The sequence below is a fragment of the Pedobacter aquatilis genome, from assembly GCF_032678405.1.
Taxonomy (GTDB): domain Bacteria; phylum Bacteroidota; class Bacteroidia; order Sphingobacteriales; family Sphingobacteriaceae; genus Pedobacter; species Pedobacter aquatilis_A.
Genome location: NZ_JAVTSJ010000005.1, coordinates 461896 through 481318 on the forward strand (window position 1 = coordinate 461896; position 19423 = coordinate 481318).

Consider the following 19423-nt stretch of genomic DNA (forward strand, 5'->3'; position numbering starts at 1 on the left):
TTAAAATTTGAAGTTTAATCCTGCTGTAAATACTCGTCCGCTCGCCACTGAGTTGCGCTCAATTCCCTGAGATGCATTTGCACCTCCGTTTGATGAAACTTCAGGATCGGTACCATTATATTTTGTAAGAATGATTAAATTTTGTCCGCTAACATAAATTCTGGCATTTGATATTTTGAGTTTAGCAAGCAAACTGTTTGGCAAGGTATAACCCAGAGAAATATCCCTTAATTTAATGAAATCACCTTTATATACATTAATATCCAATGGAACAGCCGAACCGTTCGACATGTTATCGCCGGCAACAACCCTCGGAACCGAGGTAATCTGCCCTGGTGTAGTCCACCTGTTTAGGATATCGGTTGAGTTATTCCAGAAACGCTGATCCATAATAGATGCCTGGGTACCGTTATAGATATAAAACCCTGCCTGATAAGTTATCGTAAAACCCATATCAAAGTTTTTATATTTAAAACTATTGATAAAACCACCATAAAACTTAGGCTGCGAATTACCATAAATCTGCTGATCCTGCGAAGTGATACCGGGAGCGATTGTACCATCTTCATAACGCCACCTGCTGGCAACCGGCGAACTATGATCGTACAACATTCTTCTGCCGTTTGCGGCGATAAAAATCCTGCGTCCGGTAGCCGGATCAACACCATCAGTTCTGGCAACATAGATCATACCTAAAGAAGTGCCTACTTTTGAAATACTGGCCGTTTCTAAAGATGAAGTTGCCGATGTAAACTGATCGATGGTTGGTGTAAGTGAAGTAATTAAGTTTTTGTTATAAGTAAAGTTGAAGGAAGGTGTCCAGCTAAAATCTTTTGTATTAATCGCCTGAACATTTACACTGAATTCGAAACCTTTATTATACATGGTACCGATATTGGTTTGCGGCGAATTTGGCAAACCAGCCGATGGTGCCTGAGGCACGTTATAGATTAAACCATCGATATCATTTTTATAATAGGCCGTTTCAAAAGTAATTTTATCATTTAAAATACCGAAGTTAATACCAACATCAAGCTTCTTACTGGTTTCCCAACCGATTATCGGGTTACCGGCCTGCGAAAAGTTCAAAGTTGGTGCACCTCCAAATAATCCGGCGCTGTAATAAGAATTTGGAGCATAATCGCCCAAACCATTAAAATTACCAACCTCACCATAACTACCCCTGAAACGGAAGCTGCTGAACACTTTACCAATGCCCGCATTTTTCCAGAAATCCTCCTGCGCAATTTCATAACCTCCACCAATACTATAGAATGTTCCGGCTTTTTTATCCGGCCCAAATCCTGAGTATTCATCCTGACGTAAAGTTGCATTAATAATATACTTCTTTTTGAAATCATAGCTCAAACGACCGAATAAAGAAAACAGGTAATTTTCGCCATAACCGCCCGAATTGGAGAACTGCGCATAACCTGCAGTAAAATCATTAAAAGCCTGATCAGATAAACCTGTTCTGGTTGCACCAAAAGATCTTCCCGTAGTACGCTGCTGCTCTGTACCAATTAATAAAGAGAAACTATGCGCATCATTGAAAGTTTTATCTGCCTGAGCGGTAGTAGTCCATACCCAACGCTTATTCTGGCTGTAACTTAAAGTTGCTGAACCCGCGTTTGCTGGCGTGGCATTATAGCCATCACCATTGAAGGGGTTTGCGAACGAATCATTTGTAGAATAAAGATAATCCAAACCATAAACACTTCTTAAAGTAATCCAGCCAACAGGTTTATATTGCACATAAGCATTGGATTGAATACGGTTTAGGTAATTGTAAGACCTGTCAAGATCAATCTGTACAACAGGATTGTAAAAACCAACCTGCGATACCTTGTTATTCATTAAACCCAGGTTGTTTCCTGTTAAATTGTAAGCACCTGTATTGGTATAAGGCGAAACGTTTGGCGCATTAACTAAAGCCACACGACCTAAACCTGCTGTTGAAAACGCCTGTCCTGATAAGGAACCCGAACTGATTACAGCCAGGTTATCTTCATTGGCATATTGCAATTTCGCACCAACACTTAATTTCTGGCTGATCTTATGATCGACATTAAAAATAGCACCTAATCTTTTATAGTCATTTTTAACAATAATACCCTGTTGATTAGTATAGTTTACCGACATGTAATAGGTTGTTGATTCAGAACCGCCCGATACACTTAAGGAATTACTGTACGATACACCCTGACGATAAGCATAATCATACCAGTTCGTATTGATCGGCTGCCCATCCGGACCATTAGTTAATGCATAAGCATTTGAAGTAGCATTATAAGTACCTGCATTCCTTAAGCCTTCATTTTTAATATCGGTATACTGGAAGGCGTCCATCATTTCGGGTAAACGCTGAACATTGGTTAAACCAGCCCAACCATCATAAGTAACCACTGCCCTGCCTGTTTTACCTTTCTTTGTGGTAATTACCACAACACCATTGGCCGCACGACTACCATAAATGGCAGTTGCCGATGCATCCTTAAGGATATCCATGGTCTCGATGTCGTTTGGATTTATACTGGCTAAAGCATTACCCGCAGCATTTGTTCCGCTGGCATCACCCGTAAAAGTCGCAACACCATCGATAACAATTAAAGGATACGAACTCAATGAAATAGAGTTTGTACCACGGATACGGAATACTGGCGGATTGTTTAAAACACCATTAGGAATAGAGATTTGTACACCGGCTGCCTTACCACCCAAAGCCTGGTCAAAACTTTGCACTGGTTTATTAGCAACCTGCTCTCCCCTGATTGAAGCGACAGACCCTGTTAAATCCCGTTTTTTCATTGTTCCGTAACCGGTTACAACAACATCATTCAATGTATTACTATCTTCTTCCAACGCTGCATTTACAGGTCCCGAGCCAATGGAAACTGTTTTACTAACATAGCCCAGGAACCGGAAAGTAAGGGAATTGGTATTATTGGGCACCGAGATGGAATAAACACCATCGGCACCAGTTTGAGCCGCAATACGTGCTCCCGGAACAACAACAGATACACCCGGCAGTGGAAGTTTGTCTTTTGCCGAAGTTACCTTTCCTGTAATTTGCTTTTGTTGTGCATCTGCATGGAGGCAGAACGCAAAAAGCATTAACAAAACGAGTAATTTTTCTTTCATACGTTTAATTTTAGGTTATTGATTAATTATTTATTGAGGAAAATTGTATTCTTTTACAACATCAATCCTTTAAATCGACCAATAAGCCTAAAAAATGACTTAAAACACATGAAATACCTTATCTGATTTTAACAAAAATAATTTTAAACAAAAAAAATACTTCAAAATCATAATAAAATCAATAAAGACCTTATCTGAATAAGAAATATTTGGTTAAAATTAATTTGTTTTAGGTTTGATTTCCATAAAACAACAAAAAATAAAATTAAAAAAAGAATAAAATAGCAATAAAAACAATTTTACAACAAAATAATACAACTTATAATTTAGTTTTCAGACAAAAAACACAATAAAAAAACCAAATAATTCAAAAAAAATACAAAAAAGCATTACAATCAATTAAAAAAAGGAATAACAAACCATAAAAACCCTACAAAAAATCAAATCCACAAAATCCTTCACTAAATACAAGCGCTTTAAGAAACTTAATGCTTTTCTTTTCATATCTTTAAACAAAAAGCAGGAAAACAACATGACAACCGGAAAAAAAGTGATCACAACCATAGTGATAGTAATAGTATTAATTATCGCGGCTTTGGTTTACTATAAATATTTCTTTGTTTTCGGAGAAGGCGTAAAAGCTGGAGAACTGAATTTTGTGGTAAAAAAAGGTTATCTGTTTAAAACTTACGAAGGAAAACTTATTCAAAGCGGCCTAAAATCGCGGCAAACCGGAACATTACAAAACAATGAGTTTGAATTCTCCATCGCAAATAAGCATATCGCAGACAAAATGATGGCCAACAGCGGTAAATTCTACGAGCTCCATTATAAGGAATATAAAAATACATTACCCTGGAGAGGCTTTAGCGTATACGTGGTCGACAGTATTTTGACTGTAAAAGATTACTAGCCAGAAAAGCAATAACAAAAACCCAAAAGCACCAGCTAAACACTACACCTCCCGCTAGTTCATTGGTCTTCCCAAGTCGTCATTGCGAGGAGGAACGACGTGGCAATCTCTTAGTTGACATTTTTGCTAATTGGTTATTGCTAATTGGTCATTCGTCATTAGTTCGTTGGTATCAACAAGTCGTCATTGCGAGGTACGAAGCAATCTCCTCATTAACTTCATTGAAAATTGATTATTGGTTATTGATCAAAACCCCTGCGCATAAAAAAATCCGGAGGTAGTTACACCTTCCGGATTACTCATAATATATTTGGTTTGTTGTTTCTTTATTCTATAGGCTTTGAGCTTTTAACTTTAAGCTTTAACCCAGCACCTCTCTTGCAATCACTATTTTTTGTATCTCCGATGTTCCTTCTCCAATAGTACATAATTTACTGTCGCGGTAAAACTTCTCTACCGGAAAATCCTTCGTGTAGCCATAGCCACCAAAAATCTGAACCGCATCTGTCGATACTTTCACCGCAACTTCCGAAGAAAAATACTTCGCCATTGCCGATTCTTTAGTCATAGGCAAATGCCTGTTTTTAAAATCCGCCGCCTGCCGAATCAGTAATTCCGCAGCCTCAATTTCTGTTGCCATATCAGCCAGCTTAAAGGCAATAGCCTGAAAGCTTGCAATAGGCTGCCCGAATTGCTGGCGCTGTTTTGCATACGAAACCGCCGCATCAAAAGCACCTTTGGCAATACCTAAACCAAGCGCAGCGATAGAAATCCTTCCCCCATCTAATACCTTCATCGCCTGTTTAAAACCCTCACCAACATTCCCAAGCAAGTTCGCCTTCGGTACACGGCAGTTATCAAAAATCATCTCCGTGGTTTCCGAAGCACGCATACCCAGCTTATTCTCCTTTTTCCCTGCACTAAAACCCGGTGTACCACGCTCTACAACAATGGCCGAAATCCCTTTCGAACTCCCCGACTCACCTGTACGTACCATTACAACAGCAATATCACCACTTTTGCCATGGGTAATCCAGTTTTTCGAACCATTAATGATATAATCATCACCATCCTCAACAGCCGTTGTCAGCATACGCAAAGCATCAGAGCCTGTATTTGCCTCAGTCAATCCCCAGGCACCAATCCATTCTGCCGTAGCCAGTTTCGGTAACCACCTTTGCTTTTGCTCCTCATTGGCAAATGCCATGATATGCCCGGTACACAACGAATTATGGGCTGCCAACGACAAACCTATAGATCCGCAAACCCTTGCAACTTCTACGATAACATCTACATATTCCTGATAACCTAAGCCCGAACCACCATATTCTTCAGGAACCAGAACACCCATCACCCCCAGCTCACCCAGTTGCTTAAAAACCTCAACCGGAAAAATCTGCGCCTCATCCCACTCCATCACTTTCGGACGAATATGCCTTTCAGCAAACTCGCGAACCATCGCCCTAACATTTACCTGTGTTTCAGTTTCCGAAAAATTATAGCTTACGCTCATTAATTTATATTTTTTATGGTTAGATGCGGCAATGATAAACAATTATTTTTGAGTTATTTACAATTAAATATTTGCGCAAAAGCAGAACAAAATGGTATTTGGTTCAATAATCCGACAGGTTATTTTTAATCACTATTAAAGCACGAAAATATCTGTCGAAAAAAAATCAGATTATTTAACACACCAGCAAAACCAACATAGCATGCAATTAAAAAGACAGATAAGGCAATAGCTTATCAATAAGCTGAGGAGGTAAAATAGCAACTTTTTTCAAATCATCTTCATTTCTATAATTACCATGTTGCTTACGGTATTGAATGATGGCATTAATCTGCTTAAAGGATAAATAAGGCGAAAGTTTCAAAGCATTAAAATCGGCAGTATTAATATTTATGGTTCTTATTGCCGTTGGATTTATACTTACCTGCTCTTTAATCTCATTATACTTTGCCGAATCCAAACCATACACTTCCATAAGTTGCTCTTTTCTGTAAAAACCGCCCAAACGTTCCCGGTATTTTAAAATCCTGATGGCAAAAGCCGGTCCTATTCCTTTTATCGCATCAAGCTGGGCAGAATCTGCGCCATTGATCTCCACGATAACCGGCGCCTGTTTTACATACGCCTTACGTTCGTACTGAAAATCCTTCCGCTCCGGAAATTGTTTAACGATCGAAACATAGGGCAATAACTTATTATACATGTCAGCAGATATCGTATACATCCGCTGCAAATCTTCAGCCTTATAAAATTTACCTCCCTTGTTTCTGTAATTTATAATGGATTGTGCCTGCTTTGGCGATAAACCCAGCGCTTGCCAGCCTCCTGCATCAATGGTATTCGGGTCGAACCTGAATAACCTGGAAGCAGGCTTAACTTCAGAATGTTCAATTTTATCACGCAGCGTAGCATAACTTTCCTCATCCCTTATTGTTATCTTTTGAATTGATAAGCGTAAATCGGGCGCATCTTTTGCTAAAGGCTTATAAAAATTATAAATTAAAGGAAATGATTTTAAAAGCCCGATTAATACAATCAGGAGGATTATTCCGTTGAATTCGCCCTTATTAAAGCCGAAATTTCTGTTTAGCCAAGTACCCATTGTACGATATGACGTGCGTATTATAAATATAAATCTTATTTTTGGGATTGCAAAACACTTGCTGTTTGGCATATCAACAAGCTAATTATTTTTTATGAAGATTATTACAACCTCAGAATTTGCTAAGGCGACGAAGATAGATAAGTTAGGTGTTCCGGGATTGGCTGGCTTAATGATGGAAATCATGAAGCTCAACGACATCAATGATGTTTTCTCTCAGAACCAGCATTTTAAAGGTTTAGAATTTGTTGATAAAATACTGGAAACCATTGGGGTTTCTATCGATTTTGATGAAGATGAATTAAACAGCATCCCTAAAACAGGACCATTTATCGCCATTGCCAACCACCCTTATGGTGGTGTAGAGGGTTTAGCCCTGGTTAAACTCTTATGTACCGTTCGCCCGGATGCAAAGGTGATGGTTAATTTCATCCTGAAAAAAATACCAAACCTCGATGAGTTTTTCGTTGCCGTAAACCCTTTCGAAAATGTACAGCACTCATCAAGCATTAGTGGCTTAAAAACAACTTTCGATCTATTAAGGAATGGTACACCTATCGGAATTTTCCCTGCAGGTGAAGTTTCTACATTTAAACTGGATGCCCAGCAGGTAACCGACAGGATGTGGCACCCCGTAGTAGGCAAACTGATCGCCAAAGCAAAAGTACCTGTTGTGCCTATTTATTTTCATGGCAACAACGGGGTATTCTTTAATATCTTAAGCTTTATACACCCAACATTACGCACCGCGAAACTCCCGTCTGAATTCTTAAACAAACATGGCCGTACCATACGCGTAAGAATTGGTAAAGCCATCGGACTGGATGAAATCTCGCACATGAACAGCACGAATAAGCTGATGGACTTTCTCCGTGCCCGTACCTATGCGCTCGGTGTTGGGCTTGATACAGAAAAGAAACTTTTCAATCCGCTAAACCTGTTCAAAATTAAAAAGAAACCTGCAGAAGTTATTGAAGAAACTTCAAGGGTATTGATTAAAGGCGAAGTAGAAACCCTCGAAGACTTTAAGGTATGGACAGAAAAAAACTATGAGGTTTATATTGTACCAACTTTAAAAATCCCTAATATCCTGAGGGAAATCGGCCGCCTGCGTGAAATTACTTTCCGCGAAGTTGGAGAAGGGACCAATAAAAAGATTGATTTAGATAATTACGACATCTACTATAACCACCTGTTCATCTGGGATAAGGATTTAGAAAACATCGTGGGCGCTTATAGAATTGGTAAAGGTGATGAGATCCTCGAGAGCATGGGACGCCGAGGATTCTACCTGTCGGAACTTTTCAAAATGAAAGACCAGTTTTACCCGATGTTAAGACAAGGAATAGAACTGGGTCGTTCATGGATCAGGAAAGAATACCAGGGCAAACCACTTCCTTTATTCCTGCTTTGGAAAGGAATATTAAAATACCTGATCGATAATCCGCAATACCGCTACATGTTTGGCCCGGTAAGTATCAGCAATAGCTTCTCTAAATTCAGCAAGGCACTTATTGTAGATTACATTACTAAAAACCACTTCGATTATGAAATGGCTAAATATGTAAAACCAAGAAATAAGTTTAAAGCAGATTTGCTACCAATAGCGACAGATACATTGGTAGACAGCAGCGACTCATTCAAAGATTTAGACAGCATTATTGGCGATATCGAAAACTCACACATCAAAGTTCCGGTACTGTTAAGGCAATACATGAACCTGAATGCAAAAATCATATCATTTAATATCGATCCTAAATTTTCTGACTGCCTCGATGGATTCCTGGTAGTCGATACACACAACATCCCACCTGAGATGATTGAAAAGTTAGGAAAGAATTTTTAAGCTTAAATAGAAAAACCCGGGTATCCACCCGGGTTTTTTCTTATCAACTAACCTAAACTTTTATAAATACTAACCAAATATTTACGCCACAAAGATGAGCTTATCGCATTACCTTAATATTAACAAAACGTTATAAAATCAAGGCAATAAGCATTCCCCAAAAACAGGAAATGCAGGCAATAAAATCCTGCAAATCCATTTACTCATACGTTCACCATAATATACGTTAAATACAGCAGCACGGTTTTCATCAGCAAAAACCCTACAAACTGTTAATCAACAGATTAAGAATATATTAATACAATGGCTTTTCTTAACATAAATAAATTGTTGATTTATTATTAATTATAGGTAAATTTAATATTAACAAAATTCATAAAATTGAAAAGAAGGCTTCATAAATATTTAGCGTTTGCAGCATGCCTGTGCTTAATGTTTTCGTTTTTTCAAACGAGAGCACAGAACCATTCTTTTGAATTTTATAACGGCACTTTTAATTTTACCGCCGATTCTTCTATAATTGTCAACACAGAAGTCAGTGCAACTTCAAAATCAGTGAGGGAATTTTACAACCGGATAAACAATGGAAATTACACCAGCCTTATTTCCTCATTAATCAATTACAAAGAAAAATATAAACTTAACGACTGGATTTACTACCAGCTGATCCGTAAAACCGCCGAACAGATAAGCCCCAAAGCAGAAAACTATAGCCGCTATACACTATATAAATGGTTTCTGTTAAATAAATGTGGTTACGATGCAAGAGTAGCCGTAGGTAATGGCCAGATTATTTTTTACGTAAAGAACGATGAAGACATCAGCGACATCCCCTTCTTCATGATCGACGACAACAAATACATGTGCCTTAACTACCATGATTACGGGAAACTTTTCCAGCAGGCAAATACTTACAAGCCCGTTAATATTGCCATTCCCGAAGGCACAAATTCATTCTCTTACAAGGTTACGCGATTACCCGATTTTAAACCCGACAGCTATATCGAAAAGGATGTAGATTTCAGTTATAAACAAAAAACTTATCACTTTAAACTAAAAGTAAGCAGTGATGTGGAGGCCATTTTTGCAAACTACCCCGGTGTAGATTTCGAATCGTATTTTAATATCCCCTTAAGCAGGGAAACATATAGCTCCTTAATCCCGATGCTTAAAAACAACATGCAGAAAATGGATCAGAAAAAAGGTGTAGATTATCTGATGCGCTTTACCCGTTATGCATTCTTATACGAAAATGACCAGGATAACTTTGGAAAGGAAAAACGCCTTTCACCGGAACAAACCCTGCTGAATAAATATAGTGATTGCGACGACAGGGCTGCACTGTTCTTTTACCTCGTGAAGGAAATTTATAATTTGCCAATGGTTGCACTCCTCTACCCTACACACTTAACCATGGCCGTACAGTTTGATCAACCTTTGAAAGGCGATTATGTGGTTTATAAAGGCAGGAAATACTTCTTTTGCGAGCCTACGCCACAAATGCAGGACTTAAAAATCGGACAGGTTTCTGTACAGCTTAAAAATGTTGAATATAAAGTGGTGTACAACTACGAGCCTGGGAAATAACTACAAACGTTAAACAAAGATTAAATTAATGTTAATTTAAAGTTATTAAATTAACAACACGGCTGCACCTGTGGGTTTTTCGGTTATTTTTATCTTCAACTCAAAAAACTAATTCCTATGCAACCAGTAATTTATAACGTTTTAAAGGAATATTTCACCGAAATACATTCAAACCCGATCAAGGCAAGAATTATGTCGCCCATTAATAAAAGCGATGTTTTTGTATTTCAAACCAGCCATTATTACAAAAATTATAACAGCAATGAGGCCTATGAACCATCTGCTTCCTTTACCTCTTTTGCTACAGCCGAACGGCATCTACTCCAATACCTGGATGAATTTCAGAGTGCCCTGGATATGGGTGGAAGTGTAGCCAAAGGTTCGGAGATTTAAGATCGCTACATTTTATCTTCCTTATGCTTTTCAGGTTCCAGCTCTTCCTGAATAATATCTTGCTCCAATTCTTTTTCATCCTTCTTATTTCTCCGCAGAAATAAAACCAGAAGCACCACAAGAATAAGAATAACCGCGGCTATGATAATATAATTTACATTCATAATCACTGTGTTAGGTTAACCCTTTACATAAATATAGCTGAAAATTATCGCTTTGTTAATTGATTACGAATCAGTTAACATAATCATAATATTAATTTAACATGCCGATATTTTATCTTTGAGGAAATCCTGATAAGTTAAATGAAAAAGAATAAGTCGAAGTCGGAGAACCATCCGGCAAATAAAAAATTACGTAAAGAATTAGAATCAAAGTTAGCCGCAGCAATTAACGAAACAGTAAGCCAGTTTGGCAAAGCAAAGAAAGCAGATAAGGTGATAGAAAAGTTTGCCAAACAACTTGCAAAAAGAATAAGCCTGGTTAAAGCCGACGATTCAATCGCACCATTTATTAAAGAAGAAGAAGTTTCAGTACAAGCGCCAAAAGTGAAGGTAACAAAACCAGCAACACCAAAAGCAGCTGCACCCAAAGCAAAAACTGCTGTAAAAAAAGAAGTTTCAGAACAATAAATAACATAAAAAAGCCGGCACAATGTCCGGCTTTTTTTATGATTAAGAATTTCGTTGTTATTATTTTACTGCTCCTGGAGTAGTATATGGTAATGATTGAGGATCGAAACTAGCCCAACCTGCAGCCCAGTTATCAGCACCGAAAGCACCTTTATAAGGTACACTTGTAAATCCTGAAGTTAATTTAGCATTTGCGAATGAAGCACCAGATGCAGCAGCTGAATTGGCAACTACAGTAAAGTTTGGTGTCCCAACTCTTGTACTAGCTACTAAATCAGCAGAATATTTATATGGATCTGTAAATATGCTTGCAGCTAACGCAGCAGGATCAAAAGTATTTACTGCAGTTAATAATGGGGTAACTATACCTAAAGCTGTTGTGTTTGAAGCTTTAATCTGATTACTTTTACTGTTTGAGTTATATACCAGGTTATTAGCGAATACTGAACGGCCAGCTACTAAGTTACCTGATGAATTTAAAGTACCACCTGAAGGTAGTGCATCATCATAAAAGATACCTTCTGTATAACCAACAAATACTGAATTGAAAATGCTGATTGCTGAGTTACGACGGATTTGAGCGCCGTGTTGGAAGTTAGCATTAATACTGCTACCACCTGAGCCAACAGGACCTAAAATTGTCATGTTTGAAAATACCGATGAAGTTTGTGGTGTAGAGTTATCCCCAGCAGCATTATTATCTGATTCAAAACCATTTGAACCTGATACGTCAGCAGTTACAGCTAAACGTTGCGCTAAACCAAACTGAACTTTACCTGAGAAACCGTTATCAGTATCGAAATCATCATCCCAACTGTCAATAGCTAATAAGTGTGTACAATTAACTGAACCACCAAACCATTCGAAAGCATCATCACCTGAACGGTAAACCTCAATATAATCGATTGTAGTACCTGAACCAACTGAACCAAAAGTTAAACCGTTGATCTCGTTATCAGGACTTAAAGCGATACCTGCATACTCAATACGTACATATTTCATAGTACCTGAGTTATCAGCATTATCCGTACCTCCGTGCTTTCCTTTATCAGTTGCATCAGAGATACCTTCAATTGCTACCGAAGTACCTACGTTATTTTGTGCCTTACCTAATAAGATAACACCACCCCAATCGCCTTCTTTACGTGCGCCTGCAGCAACACTTGAAGTAAATACAATTGGTTTATCAACTGTACCTGTAGCGTTGATTTTTGCACCACGTGTAATAATCAAAGCACCTTTAGTAGCTTTATCTCCTTTAATAATTGTTCCTGGCTCAATTGTTAAAGTAGCATTATTTGTTACAAACACATTACCTTTTAAAACATAGATTTTGCTGGCCGACCAGGTTGAGCTGGTTGTTACATCACCAGAAATTTCTACTGTATTAGCATCTGCAGGGGGATTAATATCTCCATCGTCAGTACTCTTAGAACAACTTGCTAAGAAAACCATCACACTTAATGCGCATAGTAATAATTGTTTTTTCATTGTTTTTTTAGTTTTTACTTTTTTTCAAAAATATTATTAGGATGTAATTCAAAAGTTAAGCGTACTTTAAGATATTATTAACATTACCTGAATCTGATAACATCAAGTTTACCTTAAAATGTGTATGAAAATGATAAAGAGAAATTGCTTCCTGGTTTGTAACTGCTAATGGTTTCATCCGAAGAACGGTCATATTTCTTGTTTAAATCATTATCATAATATTGCGTAAAGCGGCTGTTCAATATATCGCCAGCGTTAAACTTCAGCTCACCTTTATTTTTAAGTACTTTTAAAGCAAGTTGCAAGTCGATCACATCTCTTGGCACTTCCCAGATTTCAGGGAATAACACACCACCTGCTACAACCAGTCTTCTGCCTACGCGATTGTACAAAGCATTGAAGCTCAACTTATCGCCTAAGAAATTATGTTGCAAACCAGCATTAATAATGTATGGTGCCTGACCTACCATTGGCCTGCTCGTTTGTTTTAAGTTGATACCGGTATTTGCCGTTTCAACTTTTGATTTAATTAAAGATAGGTTGGTATAGAAGGTTGTCTGTTTTAAGAAATCTGTTTTTGCAATAAAATCTAAGCTCTTACGGAATTCGAATTCCAAACCATAAACATCTACATTATCAGAGTTGATATAAGTAATGATCCTCGTCGAACCTGCATCCTGGTTATAAGACTCAATCGCATTGTGGAACTTCTTATAGAAAGCCGATACCGAGATAATCTGGCCAGCCTGTGGATATAATTCAAAACGGATATCAGCATTATCAATTTTTGCTTCCTTCAAACTAGGGTTACCTTGTTGCAGCGCAAGTAATTCATAATCATAAATTGCTGCCGATGCAAGCTCCCTGAATTCCGGTCTTGCCAGTGTACGGTAGTAAGAAGCCCTTAAGTTTATTTTTGGTGTTAAGCTGTACGTATAATTTGCTGATGGTAAAACGTCAACATAATTATCATTTACCGATGTTTGCGGAGAAGGAACTTTAGCATCTAAAACCACGTTAAACTGCTCAACCCTTACACCCCAAACCAATCTCGATTTTTCACCAAATTTATTATCAAGCATCACATAACCAGCATTGGTCAATGAATGCGCATTGTAACTGTCAGCATCTGCCGAAATATCATCTAACGAATATGCACCATTATTGATCGCATCAGCACCATATAAAGTACTTAACGGACGTTTACTGATTGCATCTGCATTTTCAGCACCAGTATTGGCTCTGAATCCAACAAATCTGGCATCAAAAGTACGGTCGCGGTAAATAGAACTTAAACCAGTTTTAAAAGTCGCCAGCTGACTGAACATTTTTAACGGCAAAGTATAATTTACACCACCACTATAGTTATCTTCATTTAATTTAGAAAACAACCTCGAATTCTCTTTACTTAACGTACCGGTACTGGCAATATAAACATAGTTCGCTGTACCGGCATCCGAAGGATTTCTTTGGTATGAGATTTTCTTCTGGTCTGGCTGGTCATTCAGAATATTGGCATAGCTTACATTCCATGTTATTTTTGAATTATTCTCGCCTAAACCATGACTACCCTCTACAGTCGATTTAAATAAAGATTTTTGCATTAAATCGAAAGCAAAGAATTTAATATCCCGTCCCCTGTCGCTGTTAAAACCTTCCCTGCTCAGGAATGAGTCGTCATATGCCCTGTTGTAGATATTTTTGAAGGTAATTTTACTTTTGCCATAAGTATAGGCAAAATTGGCAATCGCACCTAAGCTGGTAGAGAACCTGTAAATATTATCGTGATAATCGTAATTTACATAATCACGGATCACATCATTGTTAATCGTTTGCGCATTGCGATAAGTTAAAGAGAACAAGGCACCGAATTTATTGGTACTCTCTTTAAAATCCTTTACCCTACCCAAGGTGAACTGGTAGTTCTGGGTTGGTAATGCTGTATTATTATATATTTTCCAATCCTGTGAAAGCGATCTCATTGCCGAAATTTGTTGTGCTGAAGTTAATCCACTACTGATTCTGCTGCGTGAAGGGAAGTTTGAAGGCAAAGCTTTATCGCCGTTATCAAATCCCAGGTAATCTGTAGCATTTCTGGCACCGCTTTTAAAATTTTTAAATGTCGATTCAGTATTATAACCTGCACCAACACCAAAGCTGATAAAATTGTTATCCGGAATATCTTTTGTCGCAATCTGGATGGCACCACCTGTAAAATCTGCCGGTAAATCAGGCGTAGCTGTTTTACTGATAATCAGGTTATCAACCAGGTTTGAAGGAACAATATCAAATGAAAATGCCTTACGGTTTGGCTCTGTACTCGGTAATGAAGAACCATCAAGCGTTGCATTATTATACCTGTCGCTAAGACCACGGATAACCACAAATTTATTATCCTGAACAGTAGCACCACTTACACGTTTTAAAACGTCGGAAGTATTTTTATCAGGCGATTTTTTAATCTGGTCGCTCGAAACACCATCAGAAATAACAGAACTGTTTTTCTGTTTAGCGTATAACGAGTTTACCGATTCCTGTTTAAAGCTCGCTTTAACCACTACTTCACCAAGGTTCTGACCAGCAGCTTCGTCTAAAACAACATTTAACGAAGTGATGGCAGGTCCTTTTACCTCTACATCCGAAACTTCTTTGGTTTTATAACCTACATAAGAAAATTCAAGGGTATACTTACCATCGGCCATGGCCTGAAGTGTATATCTTCCATCTACATCAGTAGAAACACCCTTGGTAGTGCCTTTAATTTTTACAGTAACACCGATTAAAGTTTCACCGGTTTTTTTATCGCTAACCGTACCTGAAATTTTACCTGTTTGTGCATAAGCAGCAATGCTTAAAAAGAAAACCAGCATGGTTAATGCTGCGCTTTTAAATGTTGGGAGTGAGTTCAATTTGCCAGTATTTAATTTTAGGCAAATCTATTACCACAATGTTAGCTACATGTTAGATGTTAATTAAGCTTTGTTTAGCTAAAGGTTAATTTAATGTTACCAGCCGGAGGTTTAGTACTTAATACCAACCTTCTGGCAAATGAAGTGCAATAACCATATCGGCCCGATTAACAGAAACTTAACATCATCTAAAAACGAAGGTTTTTTACCCTCAATTTTATGCCCGATGAACTGACCGATCCATGCAGCAACGAATATGATAGCATAAATACCATAAGCTGTTCCGCTACCTAAACCTACCGCCTGCTCTATCTTTACAATGGCATAACTCATTAAACCTACAATCCAGATCATCAGGAAAAATAAAACTGGCGATAAGGTGAAGTAATAATACAAGCTAAAAGCCAGCAGAAAAGATGCCCAGTTAAAATAACCGTTGTAGCTTCCTAAGAAACTTAAATGCGGAAAGGGAATTTGCCAGATCAGCCCCAGCAAACTGAACACAATTAAAGGAACACAAATCCAGTGCACCAGCTTATTGGTTGGATTCTGATGGCTTTCGGCATACTTATCGAAAAGTACATCAACAGGCCGCTTAGGCTCAATTTGGATAGTGTTTTTGCTCATGATGTAAAATTAAAAAAAATATTCGATGATGCGCATCTCCTTAGCAGTTGGCAGTTTTCAGTTACCAATGAACTAATGACAAATGAACCAGCCGAAGGCCTCCCCAACACCCCTGCACCTCGCTACCCGGCCTAGGAGATGCAGGAAGGAGAAAACGTTAAAGCTTCCCGGATTAACCCTTCAAACCACCATGAACCAAGGCAACGCGTCCTGTTCCGACTTTTCGTCGGAATACTTGTGTTGCCGCAAAAAAAGCTTTAACGAATTTATCCGACTGCAGATCCAAGCCTTGATTTTTGGTTACCTTTTTATCAAGAAAAAGGTAAGAGCCCTTGCGGCGGTGAGCAAAATAATCAGTTGGCAGTTTTCAGTTGGCAGTTAAACAATTAACCGATTGAACAATTTCCAATAACCAATAATGTTAACTGATAAGTTATTAAGTCCAAACGTCATGCTGAATTTAGTTCAGCATCTCTTGAAATAGAGACCCTGAAACAAGTTCAGGGTGACGGACTGGAGTGTCATTTCGCAATGAAGGTGTCTTCCTACTCAACCTGTCATCCTGAGCGTAGTCGAAGGATTGACGCATCCGTCAGAGCGAGCTGAAGCAATCTATATCAATCAGTGGTATAATTAGAGATTGCTTCGTACCTCGCAATAACGACTTGTTGAGACCAATGACAAATGAACCAATGAACCATTGAACCAGCCGAAGGCCTCCCCACCCCCCCTGCACCCTGCTACCGACCTAGCCCATCGAGGAAGCAGAAAGCAAGGGAATACTTGAATTCCCTTTCATTTCCCCACAGCCAAGGGAATTTGCAGCCGAAGGGGCTAGGTGTGTAAGCCAGGCCTCAAATTACCGCCATTGGTATTCCCTTAGCTTTATGCAACAAGAGGGGCAAGCCTTGATCTTTTGTTTCTTTTGGATAAAGCCAAAAGAAAGAGCCCTTGCGGCGGTGAGCAAATAATCAGTTGGCAGTTTTCAGTTGGCAGTTAAACAATTAACCGATTGACCAATGTTCAATAACCAATAATGTTAACTGATAGGTTATTAAGTCCAAACGTCATGCTGAATTTAGTTCAGCATCTCTTGAAAGAGAGACCCTGAAACAAGTTCAGGGTGACGGACTGGAACGGCGTTTCGCTCTGAAGCAATCATCCTACTCAACCTGTCATCCTGAGCGTAGTCGAAGGATTGACGCATTCGTCAGAGCGAGCTGAAGCAATCTATATCAATCAGTGGTAATAATTAAAGATTGCTTCGTACCTCGCAATGACGACTTGTTGAGACCAATGACTAATGAACCAATGACTAATGAACTAGTGAACAACTGACCATTGAACTAAAAACAAAAAAAGCGATGGAGCATTCCATCGCTTAATTTATGCTGACTTAAAAATCAGTCAAATCACTTCCTATTTCGCAAAAGCCACAGATCTGGTTTCCCTGATAACAGTAACCTTAATCTGGCCCGGATACGTCATTTCCGTTTGAATACGCGTTGAAATATCAGCTGCCAGCAATTCAGCCTGTGCATCTGTAATACGCTCACTCTCTACAATAACACGCAATTCCCTACCAGCCTGGATAGCGAAAGTCTTCTCAACACCCGGATAAGAAAGCGCAAGCTCCTCTAAATCCTTTAAACGTTTAATATAACTTTCAACAACCTCTCTGCGGGCTCCCGGACGGGCACCTGAAATCGCATCACAAGCCTGAACAATTGGCGAGATCATCGAAGTCATCTCAATTTCATCGTGGTGGGCACCAATGGCATTACAGATTTCAGGATGCTCCTTATATTTCTCTGCAAGCTGCATACCTAAAATAGCGTGTGGCAATTCAGGGTTATCATCAGGCACCTTACCAATATCGTGAAGTAAACCTGCACGTTTAGCCATCTTTGCATTTAAACCAAGCTCAGCAGCCATGGTTGCACAGAAGTTGGCTACCTCACGCGAGTGGTGTAAAAGGTTCTGACCATACGACGAGCGGTAGCGCATACGGCCAACCATACGGATCAGCTCCGGATGCAAACCGTGGATACCCAAATCGATCACTGTACGCTCACCGATTTCTATAATTTCATCTTCAATCTGTTTCTTGGTTTTAGCAACAATCTCTTCAATACGTGCCGGGTGGATTCGGCCGTCTGTTACTAAACGATGTAAAGCCAAACGGGCAATTTCCCTTCTTACCGGATCGAAACCCGATAAAATAATGGCTTCAGGGGTATCATCAACAATAATCTCAATACCTGTTGCAGCCTCCAAGGCACGGATATTTCTACCCTCACGACCAATAACACGTCCTTTAATTTCATCACTTTCAATATGGAAAATAGATACCGAGTTCTCAATCGCCGCTTCCGTAGCCGTGCGCTGAATGGTTTGGATCACTACTTTTTTAGCTTCCTTGCTTGCCGTAAGTTTAGCTTCATCAACAATGTCCTTCACCTGCATCATGGCTTGTGTACGCGCTTCCTGCTTCAGGTTTTCTACCAGCTGCTCTTTAGCCTCCTCAGCCGAAATGCCAGCAATGGTTTCCAGTTGTTTCAAGTGCTGGTTCTTTAAAACCTCAACTTCCTCCTGTTTTTTTACAGCTAATTCCGTCTGCTTTTCAAGATTTCCCTTCTGCTTATCCAGCTCCTGCTCTTTTTTGTTGGCATTCTCCAGGCGCTGGTTTACCGATTGCTCTTTCTGCTTAATCGTATTTTCACGCTGGTTAATGGTATTATTTTTAGCATTAACTTCTTGTTCATGCTCTGCTTTCAACTGCAAAAATTTCTCTTTTGCTTCTAAAAGCTTATTCTTTTTTAAAATCTCAGCATTATTTTCTGCGTCTTTTAAAATCTTTTTCACCTTGTTCTGGGCAGCAACCTCCTGCTGTTTAAGCAAGTTGCGCAATAGGAACCTGCCTATTGCTACACCGATACCTAAGCCTGCAATCAGGGCAAATATGTATCCTACAATTTCCGTTATATCCATTTTGTTTTTTAAGTAAAAAAAAACCGCAGCTAATTTTTTAAAGTCTCATATTTTTAAACCTCAACTAAGCATAATTGGGATTTAAGCCATTTTCAGGTGCCATAGCAGATGAAATACGCCCTCTTAACCCCATACATATTGAAGTGTTAAGTTTTATAAAATTGAAACTCAAAAAACTAGCCGCGGCTATGTTTTTATGCTATACATTTTGTCATGCTGCGCTACAATTAACCATTACCGGAACAGGCTTTTACAACAAAGCGTTGCTCCCATAAATC

13 protein-coding genes are annotated in these 19423 nt (G+C 38.8%); 5 read left to right on the forward strand and 8 right to left on the reverse strand.

Translation table 11 applies throughout. The annotated features are described in order from the left end of the window. Entirely contained in the window at positions 1–3141 is a 3141-nt protein-coding gene (locus R2R71_RS15845; protein ID WP_316832252.1) for a TonB-dependent receptor, read from the reverse strand. A 532-nt stretch (positions 3142–3673) separates the two neighbouring features. Between R2R71_RS15845 and R2R71_RS15850 the strand changes: the two genes are divergently transcribed. Next, complete coding sequence (locus R2R71_RS15850) at positions 3674–4054, forward strand: hypothetical protein (RefSeq protein ID WP_316832253.1); 381 nt, start codon at positions 3674–3676, stop codon at positions 4052–4054. Between the two features lie 361 nt (positions 4055–4415). On the opposite strand, the gene R2R71_RS15855 is transcribed toward R2R71_RS15850, so the two are convergent. Further along, entirely contained in the window at positions 4416–5567 is a 1152-nt protein-coding gene (locus R2R71_RS15855; protein ID WP_316832254.1) for an acyl-CoA dehydrogenase family protein, read from the reverse strand. A gap of 208 nt (positions 5568–5775) precedes the next feature. Further along, complete coding sequence (locus R2R71_RS15860) at positions 5776–6669, reverse strand: ComEA family DNA-binding protein (RefSeq protein WP_316832255.1); 894 nt, start codon at positions 6667–6669, stop codon at positions 5776–5778. A gap of 94 nt (positions 6670–6763) precedes the next feature. Between R2R71_RS15860 and R2R71_RS15865 the strand changes: the two genes are divergently transcribed. The 3 genes from R2R71_RS15865 (at position 6764) to R2R71_RS15875 (ending at position 10495) form a co-directional block, all read left to right on the forward strand. Then, positions 6764–8515: a lysophospholipid acyltransferase family protein gene (locus R2R71_RS15865; RefSeq protein ID WP_316832256.1), complete on the forward strand. Its 1752-nt coding sequence runs from the start codon at positions 6764–6766 to the stop codon at positions 8513–8515. A 432-nt stretch (positions 8516–8947) separates the two neighbouring features. Continuing rightward, positions 8948–10102, forward strand: coding sequence for a hypothetical protein (locus R2R71_RS15870; RefSeq protein WP_316832257.1), 1155 nt, complete (start codon positions 8948–8950; stop codon positions 10100–10102). 117 nt (positions 10103–10219) lie between these two features. Next, a complete protein-coding gene (locus R2R71_RS15875; RefSeq protein ID WP_316832258.1) occupies positions 10220–10495 on the forward strand; it encodes a hypothetical protein in 276 nt (91 codons plus the stop codon). A gap of 5 nt (positions 10496–10500) precedes the next feature. Here the strand turns inward: R2R71_RS15875 and R2R71_RS15880 are convergent, their stop codons facing one another. Beyond that, a complete protein-coding gene (locus R2R71_RS15880) occupies positions 10501–10659 on the reverse strand; it encodes an LPXTG cell wall anchor domain-containing protein (protein ID WP_316832259.1) in 159 nt (52 codons plus the stop codon). Positions 10660–10800: 141 nt separating this feature from the next. On the opposite strand from R2R71_RS15880, the gene R2R71_RS15885 reads away from it, so the two are divergent. Beyond that, positions 10801–11127 carry a hypothetical protein gene (locus tag R2R71_RS15885; RefSeq protein ID WP_316832260.1) on the forward strand — a complete coding sequence of 109 codons (327 nt, stop codon included), beginning with the start codon at positions 10801–10803 and terminating at the stop codon, positions 11125–11127. 60 nt (positions 11128–11187) lie between these two features. Here R2R71_RS15885 and R2R71_RS15890 read toward each other — a convergent pair whose 3' ends face one another. The 4 genes from R2R71_RS15890 to rny all read right to left on the reverse strand — a co-directional run bounded on the left by R2R71_RS15890 (position 11188) and on the right by rny (position 19145). Next, the gene (locus R2R71_RS15890; protein WP_316832261.1) at positions 11188–12618 is read right to left on the reverse strand and encodes a hypothetical protein; all 1431 of its coding nucleotides are present in this window, start codon (positions 12616–12618) and stop codon (positions 11188–11190) included. Positions 12619–12731: 113 nt separating this feature from the next. Continuing rightward, the gene (locus R2R71_RS15895; protein WP_316832262.1) at positions 12732–15527 is read right to left on the reverse strand and encodes a TonB-dependent receptor; all 2796 of its coding nucleotides are present in this window, start codon (positions 15525–15527) and stop codon (positions 12732–12734) included. A 111-nt stretch (positions 15528–15638) separates the two neighbouring features. Then, positions 15639–16154 (reverse strand): DUF962 domain-containing protein, encoded by a 516-nt coding sequence (locus R2R71_RS15900; protein ID WP_316832263.1) that lies wholly within the window; start codon positions 16152–16154, stop codon positions 15639–15641. Between the two features lie 1419 nt (positions 16155–17573). Further along, positions 17574–19145, reverse strand: a complete 1572-nt coding sequence (gene rny, locus R2R71_RS15905) for a ribonuclease Y (protein WP_316832264.1) — start codon at positions 19143–19145, stop codon at positions 17574–17576. Positions 19146–19423: the final 278 nt, after the last annotated feature.